This window comes from Burkholderia sp. WTPI3 (assembly GCF_021483755.1).
Classification (GTDB): domain Bacteria; phylum Pseudomonadota; class Gammaproteobacteria; order Burkholderiales; family Burkholderiaceae; genus Burkholderia.
Genome location: NZ_JAGIXF010000152.1, coordinates 1 through 8746, shown reverse-complemented (window position 1 = coordinate 8746; position 8746 = coordinate 1). Strand labels below are relative to the sequence as shown.

Sequence of the window (8746 nt, the reverse complement as noted above, 5' to 3'; positions counted from 1 at the left end):
CCTGTCACGAACGTCGACTGGTCGCCCATCGTGACGAGCTTCAGGCCCGGCGGCAGCGTCTGTTCGATCAGCGGCAGCTTCGATTTCACGCCGGAGATGATCGACAGCGTCGACGCCGAGCCGTTCTTCAGGATGCTCATCAGCACCGCGCGGTGGCCGTCGACGCGCACGATGTTCGGCTGCGGCGGATAGCCGTCGCGCACGTGCGCGACGTCGCGTATGTAGATCAGCGTACCGTCCACCGACTTGACCGGCAGCGCGTTCAGCTCGTCGATCGCGGTCGGGCTGTTGTTGAGCTTGATGTTGTACTCGAAGCGGCCGATTTTCTGCGTGCCGGCCGGGATGATCTGGTTCTGCTGCGCGAGCGCGTTCGCGACGTCCTGCGCGGACAGCTTGCGCGCCTGCAGCGCCTGCGGGTCGAGATCGATCTGTACTTCACGCGTCTTGCCGCCGTACGGCGTCGGGATCGCGACGCCCGGCACGCTGAGCAGTTGCGGTCGAATGAAGTTCTCCGCGTAGTCCTCGAGTTTCTGCTCGTCCAGCGTGTCGCTCGTCAGCGCGATCTGCAGCACAGGCACCGTCGACGCGTTGTAGTTCAGGATCTGCGGCGGCGTGACGCCGGGCGGCATCTGCTTGAGCACCGTCTGCGAGATCGACGTGACCTGTGCCGTGGCCGTGCGGATGTCGACGGTCGGCTGGAAGAAGATCTTCACGATCCCGTAGCCGCGGAACGATTGCGACTCGATGTGCTGGATGTCGTTGACCGTCGTGCCGAGCGTACGTTCGTAGTAGGTGACGATGCGGCCCGACATGTCGTCGGGCTGCAGTCCCGAGTAATTCCAGATCACGCTGATGACCGGAATGCGGATGTCGGGAAAGATGTCCGTCGGCGTGCGCAGCGCGGCAAGCGGGCCGATCAGCAGGATCAGCAGCGCCAGCACGATAAAGGTGTAGGGCCGCGTTAAGGCGAGCCGGACTATTTTCAGCATGAGACGCTGCTCCGTTCAATGGCATCGATGAAGGCGCGGACTCGCATGGAGCAGGGAAAACACTGACATGCGGCCGACGTGTGCATTCTGGAGAGCAGCGCCTAACAGCAAGCTGCTGGAAAGATGAAAGAAGTTTTAGTCGGGCGCGCGCGGCAGCGCGCACGACGTCAGCCGAGCATGTAGCCCGAGCCGCGGATGGTCCGGATCAGCGGCGCTTCGCCGGGCAGGTTGACCTTCTTGCGCAGGCGGCCGACGTGCACGTCGATCAGGTTGGTGCCGGGATCGAAGCGGCAGCCCCACACTGCCTCGAAGATCATCGTGCGCGTCAGCACGCGGCCTGCGTGGCGCATCATGAATTCGAGCACGCGGAATTCGGTCGGCAGCAGATCCAGTTCGTGTGCGCGATGCATGACCTTGCGACGCACCAGGTCGAGCTCGAGCGCGCCCGTTCGCAGTACCGTCTCGACCTTCGAATGGTGTGTGCGGCGTCGCATCAGCACGTCGATGCGAACCGACATCTCGTTGAGCGAGAATGGCTTGATCAGGTAGTCGTCGCCGCCCGCGCGCAGCCCCTGGATGCGCTGGTCGACGTCCGACAGCGAGCTCATCACGAGCACGGGCGTTTCGATGCCACGCCCGCGCATGGTCGCGACTATCGTGAGGCCGTCGAGGTCCGGCAGCATCCGGTCGAGCGTCACGACGTCGTATGCGCCGATCATCGCCTTGACCATTCCCTCGTGTCCGGTGCGTGCGACGTCGACGACATGGCCGTCGGCATGCAGCGTACGCGCGATGTCGTGTGCGATCAGCGCGTCGTCTTCGATCGTCAGTATTCTCGGCATGGTGCGTCGTCGAGCGTCCTGGCGGTCATGCAACGGCCAGTAGCGGTGCAGGTTGTTCCTGCGCGCGGTACTGGCCGACGGTGAAATCGATGAAGCTGCGCACTTTCATCGACAGGTAATTGCGGCCCGGATACAGGATCGACACGCAGCGCGGGCCGCCGTTGAACGCGTACTGTTCGAGCACGGGCACGAGCGTGCGCTGCTCGATGTCGCGCACGACGAGCGGCAACGGCAGTTGCGCGATGCCCATGTGGTTGAGCGCGGCGATCCGTACCATGCCGCTGTCCGTCGACGTCAGTGCGCCGCCGACGTAGACGCGGTAGTTGCCGTCCGTGTCGGCGAATTCCCAGGTGCGCGACGAGCCGTCGGACACCGTCAGCAGGCTGTGCTCGCAAAGCTCGCCCGGGTCGCGCGGCGTGCCGTTGCGGGCGAGATAGACCGGCGACGCGACCACCAGCTCGGTCGTCGTCGTCAGCGCCCGGCTGACCAGCGTCGAGCTCGCGAGCCGGCGATCGTCGGAGAAGCACACGTCGTAGCCGCCTTCCACCATGTCGATGTGCGTGCCGGAAGTCGTGACGTCGAAATTCACGCGCGGGTGCAGCGCACGATACGCGGCGAGCAGCGCGCCGAGCCCGGCGCTGGCGAAGCTCATCGACGATGCAATGCGCAGCGTGCCGCGCGGATCGCGGGTGGCCTGCACGAGATTCGATTCCATCTCGTCGAGCTTGTCGATGATCGTGCGGCAACCGTCCAGGTATTCCTTGCCGGCCTCGGTCAGCGAAAGACTGCGGGTCGTGCGGTTCAGCAGCCGGATGTTCAGATGGGCTTCGAGCATGCCGACGCTGCGGGTGACTGCCGCGGCCGACATGCCGAGCTGCCGCGCGGCGAGGCTGAAGCTTGCCAGATCGACGACGCGCGCGTGAATACGCGCATCGCTTGAGCGATTCATGATGGCGGCATATAGATGACGCGAACATCATCCGCGATGGCGAGTCGAACTGGAGCTGATACGTTGGTTAAGTTTTCTTAAGTTCGCGCGACGTGAAAAACGCCGGGATATATGTGCGCGAAGAGCGGATGGCAACGCGCAGCGGCAATGGGGTGCGGGCGGGGCAGTGTCTGGCGGGCTGAACGATGCAGGAATCGCACTGGATATACGGAGTGCGAATGATTGATGGCGGCGAAGACGATGAGGCGACGACGCGCGCCGGAATACGCGATGAACGCGTTACGCCGGCGGCGGGGAGCGCACGGAACGTGCGCCGGGAAAGTCGAGGTGTATCGACGCGCGCGTTGCGCGTCAGTTCGGCAGACTCATCGCCGCTTCTTCGGTTTCCAGATGTCGCGACAGGCTTGCCAGTAGTTGCCTGAGGCTATTGGTCGGCAACGCAAAGCTCGTCCATCCGAGGCCCGTATGACGCATGAACAGCACGGCGCCATCGTAGAGCAGCGGCCTTTCGGTGTACCAGCACGGGTCGAGTTCCATCACGTACTTTTCGTCGCGTGACGGTTCGTCGGGAATCGCCGGTTGCATCTGCGCGCGCAGCAGGCTCAGATACTGAATCACGGCGTCGATATCCTCCGGATCCAGCAGGGCCGACGACTGCTCTATCGAGACCAGCACGGCCTGCTTGCCATACTCGTTGATCATCTCGATCTTCATCGGGCGTGTCATGTCTCGTCTCCTCGTCAATCACGCGACACCGGGAATTATCGGGTCGCCGCGCCGCGCGTAGATTGCAAGATCGTCGTCGCCAGATGAAACTTTATTTAAACGGCGGCAGCGCATCGGGGCGCGCGAACGATGCGCCGCCGCACGCTCATTCGACGGTGATCGTCTCCTTCATATAAGGATGGATCCCGCAGAACACCTTGTATACGCCGGGCTTGTCGAAGCGGAACGAATAGGTTTCGTCCTGGTCGAGCGCTTTGGAATGAAAGATCCCCGCGTCGTTGACGACGGTATGCGGTTCAGCGTCGAGGTTCTTCCACGTGATCGTCGTGCCGGCCTTGATCGTGGTCGACATCGGCGAAAACATGAAATTGCGGATCGTCACGAGCGAGTCGGACGGGCCCTGCGCGAACGCGGCGAGCGGTGTGCCGCCGATGGCCGCACACAGGATCAGCGCGGCCGGCAGCGCCGGTTTCCTGAAGAGGTTCATGTCGGTCTCCCGGTGTGTGTCATGCGAGTGTCGTGTCATGCAGCGACGATGCGAGCGGATGGCCCGCGAAGTGGACGGTCGTGACGCCGAGCATCGCGGGCAGCCGGTCGCGCGGCACCGTGAGCGGCACCGGGCCCGGCCCGTTGCCGGCCGTTGGCTGCGGGAACGCGGTGGAGCGCGCGGTATGGAACGTCACGTTGCCCTCGACCTTCGACACAATCTGGTGGATGTGCCCGTTCAGCACGGTGACGGAGCCGAAGCGGCGCAGCAGCGCCATCGTCTGCGGCGCGTCGCCGGTGCCCCAGCCCCACGGTTCGTAAATGGTCCACATCGGCATGTGCGAGAACACGACGATCGGCGTGCTCGACGACTGCCCCTTCAGGTCCTGCGCGAGCCACGCAAGCTGGTCGTCGCCGAAGCTGCCGAGCCCGTTCGGCTTGAAATGCATCACGTTGACGAGCGCGACGAAGTGCACGCCCGCGTGATCGAAGCTGTAGTAGCCGCGGTTGTTCGACGCGCTACCGTACCGGCTGAAGTACTCGGCGCCCGACCCGTCGGTGACGTCGTGTTCGCCGGGCACCGTGTGCAGTTCCGGCACGCGCAGCGCGGACAGCAACTGCGACGCGCGGTCGAATTCCTCCGGTTTGGACAGGTGGGTGATGTCGCCGGTGTGGATGGCCAGCGCGGGCGCGGCGGACAGGCCGTTGACGAGGTCGATGGTCTGTCGCAACGTCGCCGCGACGTCGGGATTCGCGTCCTTGTTGAAGCCGATGTGCGTGTCGCTGATCTGCACGAACAGTGGCCGGCCCGCATCGGCGGGGGGAAGCGCGCCGTTTTGCGCGAGCGCGAGGTCGAACGGCGTCAGGATGCCGCCCGACAGCGTAAACAGCGTACCGAGGCCGCCGAACGCCATGCATTGCAGGGCTTTGCGGCGCGACGGGCGGGTGGGAGTCGATGAAGACATGTGAGCCTCGCAATCGTATGACGGAACCGGACGGCCGGATCGTCCGGAAATAAACCGGCGTCGTTCGCTTGCGATACCGATGCGGCGACGGATTTATTCCCGCGCGTTACGAGGCTGAACCCCAGTGCTCGCGGCCTGCGAGCCGATACGGGGTCATAGCAGGATGACTTGTCAATGTCCTGTAAGTGACACGTCACATTTACGTCATGGCCGCCCGATAGCCTGCGACACCGAATCACACCTATCCGGAGCCCCTCATGCCGAATCTCGCGGCAACGGAAACCAGCGGTGCGGCCAGCCATCGCACACGCACCATCAGCCTCGCGCTGTTTTTTCTGATCATTGCCTGCGGCATCGTCTACGTGGGCGTTCACCTGAGCGCGGATCTCGGTCCGGTCAAGGAGAGCTCGATCCTGCCGTTCCTGCTGCTCGTCGTCGCGCTGCTGATCGCGCTCGGCTTCGAATTCGTGAACGGTTTTCACGACACCGCGAACGCGGTCGCGACCGTCATCTATACGCATTCGCTCGACCCGCACCTGGCGGTGGTGTGGTCGGGGTTGTGGAACCTGTGCGGCGTGCTCGTATCGAGCGGCGCCGTCGCGTTCGGCATCCTGCAGTTGCTGCCGGTCGAGCTGATTCTGCAGGTCGGCAGCGGTTCGGGCTTCGCGATGGTGTTCGCGCTGCTGATCGCGGCCGTCACGTGGAACCTCGCGACCTGGTATTTCGGCCTGCCGTCGTCGAGTTCGCATACGCTCGTCGGCTCGATCATCGGCGTCGGGCTGATGAACCAGATCGTCAGCGGCCCGTCGGGCACGAGCGGCGTCGACTGGAACCAGGCGCTCGGCGTCGGCAAGGCGCTGCTGTTCTCGCCGCTGGTCGGCTTCGCGCTGTCCGCGCTCGTGTTGCTGCTGCTGAAGGCGATCGTGCGGGTGCCGGCGCTGTATCAGGAGCCGAAGGGCAACAAGCCGCCGCCGTTCTGGATTCGCCTGCTGCTGATCCTCACGTGCACGGGCGTGTCGTTCGCGCACGGGTCGAACGACGGGCAGAAGGGCATGGGTCTCATCATGCTGATCCTGATCGGCGTGATGCCGACCGCCTATGCGCTGAACAAGGCCGTGACGCCCGACCAGGCGAGCACGTTCGTCGCGGTCGCGCGCCACGCATCGACGACGCTCGTGAAGTACGCGGACCCCGCCGCGCAGTCGGGCGACGCGCGCGCCGAAGTCGAGGCCTACGTGCGCACCCACAAGCTGGCGCCCGCGACAGTTCCCGCGCTGCGCAAGCTCACCGACACGATCGCCGACCAGGTCGCGCAGGCCGGCGGCATTTCGAGCGTGCCGCAGAGCCTCGTCGACAACGTGCGCAACAACATGTATGTCGCGTCCGAGGCGATCCGGCTGATGGAAAAGGCGAAGGCGCCGGCGTTCTCCGTCGAGGACGCGAGCGCGCTCGACGCGTTCAAGCAGCAGATGGACCGCGCGACGAAGTTCATCCCGACGTGGGTGAAAGTTGCCGTCGCGATCGCGCTCGGTCTTGGCACGATGGTCGGCTGGAAACGGATCGTCGTGACGGTCGGCGAGAAGATCGGCAAGTCGCACCTCACGTACGGGCAGGGCGCGTCCGCCGAAGCCGTCGCGATGCTGACGATCGGGATGGCCGACGCGTACGGGTTGCCGGTGTCGACGACGCACGTGCTCGCGTCCGGCGTGGCCGGCACGATGACCGCGAGCGGCGCGGGGCTGCGCTGGGACACGGTGCGTAACCTCGTGCTCGCGTGGGTGCTGACCTTGCCCGCGTCGATCGCGCTGTCCGCCGTCCTGTACTGGGCGCTGCACGGCCTCTTCTGAGCCGCGTCGGCTGATGCCACGCCCGGCCGCGCGTCATGCGGCCGGCCCCATCGATTTTCAATTCGACCAAGACGCTACCGATGGATATCAGTTTCGATCCGAACCGCACCGCGAACGCCTCGGCGTGGCGCGTGCTCCCCAACCGCTGGGATGCCGTCGCGTTTCCGCTGATCATCTGCCTGCTCGCGATGGCGATCGTCGGTTTCCATCAGACGATGGCGCCGATCGGCGTACTGCAGACGCAGAAGATCTCGCTCGATCCGTCGAACCTGCCCGAATACGCGTTGCGCACCACGCTGCGGATGCTTGCCGCGATGATCGCATCGCTCGTGTTTACGCTCGTCTACGGCACGCTCGCCGCGAAAAGCCGGCGTGCGGGCATGGTGCTGATCCCGATCCTCGACATCCTGCAGTCGGTGCCGGTGCTCGGCTATATCTCGTTTACGGTCACGTTCTTTCTTGCGCTGTTTCCGGGGCGCGTGCTCGGCGCCGAACTCGCGGCGATCTTCGCGATCTTCACGAGCCAGGCGTGGAACATGACCTTCAGCTTCTACCAGTCGCTGCGCACGGTGCCGCGCGACCTGAGCGAAGTGTCGCGCGGTTTCCACCTGACGTCGTGGCAACGTTTCTGGAAGCTCGAGGTGCCGTTCTCGATGCCGGGCCTGATCTGGAACATGATGATGTCGATGTCGGGCGGCTGGTTCTTCGTCGTCGCGTCGGAAGCGATCACCGTCGGCAACCAGACGATCACGCTGCCGGGCATCGGCGCGTATCTCGCGCAGGCCATCTCGGACAAGAACCTCGGTGCGGTGGGCTGGGTGATCGTCGCGATGTCGGTCGTGATCCTCGCGTACGACCAGTTCCTGTTTCGCCCGCTCGTCGCGTGGGCCGACAAGTTCCGGATGGAGAACACCGCGTCGGGCGATGCGCCGCAGTCGTGGCTGCTCGACATGCTGCGCCGTACGCACCTGATCCATCAGTTGCTGGTGCCGGCCGGCTGGCTGCTGTCGCAGGCGGCCCGTGTGCCGCTGCGCGTGCCGTCGTTCAAGGGTGTTGGCGCGCGCGCCGCATCGAGCCGTCGCGCGTCGCGCATCGGCGACATCGTGTGGGGCGCGTGCGTGATCCTGCTGACGGTGTACGTCGCATGGCGCGTCGTCAGTTTCGTTGCGACCGGTGTGACGATGGGCGAGGTCGGCCACGTGCTGGTGCTCGGGCTCATCACGCTGTTGCGCGTGCTGGTGCTGATCGCGATCGCCTCGGTGATCTGGGTGCCGCTCGGCGTGTTGATCGGGCTGCGCCCGAAGCTGGCGGAGAAGATCCAGCCGCTCGCGCAGTTCCTCGCCGCATTCCCGGCGAACCTGCTGTTCCCGGTATTCGTCATCGTGATCGTTCACTTCCATCTGAACGCGGACATCTGGCTGTCGCCGCTGATCGTGCTCGGCACGCAGTGGTACATCCTGTTCAACGTGATCGCTGGCGCGATGTCCTATCCGAACGACTACAAGGAAGCGACGAAGAACTTTCGCATTCGCGGCTGGCAGTGGTGGCGGCAAGCGATCCTGCCGGGCATCTTCCCGTACTACGTGACCGGTGCGATCACCGCGTCGGGCGGTGCGTGGAACGCGAGCATCGTGTCCGAGTTCGTGCAATGGGGCGACACGAAGGTCGTCGCGCACGGCCTGGGCGCGTACATCGCGCAGACCACCGCCGCGGGCGACTTCCCGAAGATCATTCTGGGCATCGCCGTGATGTCCCTGTTCGTTACCCTGTTCAACCGCCTGCTGTGGCGTCCGATGTACGCCTATGCGGAATCCCGGCTCCGTCTCGATTGAGAGTAAGCACGATGCAAAATTCGACCGTCATCAACGCCCCTGCCCAGACGCCGCTCCAGCCGCCGCGTCTCGGTGAAGAAATCCTGCGTGTCGAGCACGTGAACCGCGGC

8 protein-coding genes are annotated in these 8746 nt (G+C 64.7%); 2 read left to right on the top strand and 6 right to left on the bottom strand.

Features of this window, described 5'->3' with window-relative positions; translation table 11 throughout:
* The 6 genes from J7024_RS35415 to J7024_RS35390 form a co-directional block, all read right to left on the bottom strand.
* The coding region (locus J7024_RS35415; RefSeq protein ID WP_234745928.1) for an efflux RND transporter permease subunit at nt 1–989 on the bottom strand (989 nt) is incomplete at its 3' end.
* Nucleotides 990–1156: 167 nt separating this feature from the next.
* Nucleotides 1157–1831, bottom strand: coding sequence for a response regulator transcription factor (locus J7024_RS35410; protein ID WP_124830006.1), 675 nt, complete (start codon nt 1829–1831; stop codon nt 1157–1159).
* A 25-nt stretch (nt 1832–1856) separates the two neighbouring features.
* Nucleotides 1857–2780 (bottom strand): LysR family transcriptional regulator, encoded by a 924-nt coding sequence (locus J7024_RS35405; protein WP_234745926.1) that lies wholly within the window; start codon nt 2778–2780, stop codon nt 1857–1859.
* 351 nt (nt 2781–3131) lie between these two features.
* On the bottom strand, nt 3132–3506 hold the full coding sequence (locus J7024_RS35400) for a hypothetical protein (protein WP_124830008.1): 375 nt from the start codon (nt 3504–3506) through the stop codon (nt 3132–3134).
* A gap of 145 nt (nt 3507–3651) precedes the next feature.
* The gene (locus J7024_RS35395; RefSeq protein ID WP_124830009.1) at nt 3652–3993 is read right to left on the bottom strand and encodes a cupredoxin domain-containing protein; all 342 of its coding nucleotides are present in this window, start codon (nt 3991–3993) and stop codon (nt 3652–3654) included.
* 19 nt (nt 3994–4012) lie between these two features.
* Nucleotides 4013–4957: a metallophosphoesterase family protein gene (locus J7024_RS35390; protein WP_124830010.1), complete on the bottom strand. Its 945-nt coding sequence runs from the start codon at nt 4955–4957 to the stop codon at nt 4013–4015.
* 257 nt (nt 4958–5214) lie between these two features.
* Here J7024_RS35390 and J7024_RS35385 point away from each other — a divergent pair, with 257 nt between their 5' ends.
* Entirely contained in the window at nt 5215–6804 is a 1590-nt protein-coding gene (locus J7024_RS35385) for an inorganic phosphate transporter (RefSeq protein WP_175761733.1), read from the top strand.
* Between the two features lie 80 nt (nt 6805–6884).
* Entirely contained in the window at nt 6885–8636 is a 1752-nt protein-coding gene (locus J7024_RS35380; protein WP_124830012.1) for an ABC transporter permease, read from the top strand.
* Nucleotides 8637–8746: the final 110 nt, after the last annotated feature.

Bases quoted from the DNA above. Each gene is read 5' to 3' on its own strand.
- J7024_RS35395 (WP_124830009.1), bottom strand. From the start codon at position 3,993: ATGAACCTCTTCAGGAAACCGGCGCTGCCGGCCGCGCTGATCCTGTGT.
- J7024_RS35400 (WP_124830008.1), bottom strand. From the start codon at position 3,506: ATGACACGCCCGATGAAGATCGAGATGATCAACGAGTATGGCAAGCAG.
- J7024_RS35410 (WP_124830006.1), bottom strand. From the start codon at position 1,831: ATGCCGAGAATACTGACGATCGAAGACGACGCGCTGATCGCACACGAC.
- J7024_RS35405 (WP_234745926.1), bottom strand. From the start codon at position 2,780: ATGAATCGCTCAAGCGATGCGCGTATTCACGCGCGCGTCGTCGATCTG.
- J7024_RS35385 (WP_175761733.1), top strand. From the start codon at position 5,215: ATGCCGAATCTCGCGGCAACGGAAACCAGCGGTGCGGCCAGCCATCGC.
- J7024_RS35390 (WP_124830010.1), bottom strand. From the start codon at position 4,957: ATGTCTTCATCGACTCCCACCCGCCCGTCGCGCCGCAAAGCCCTGCAA.
- J7024_RS35380 (WP_124830012.1), top strand. From the start codon at position 6,885: ATGGATATCAGTTTCGATCCGAACCGCACCGCGAACGCCTCGGCGTGG.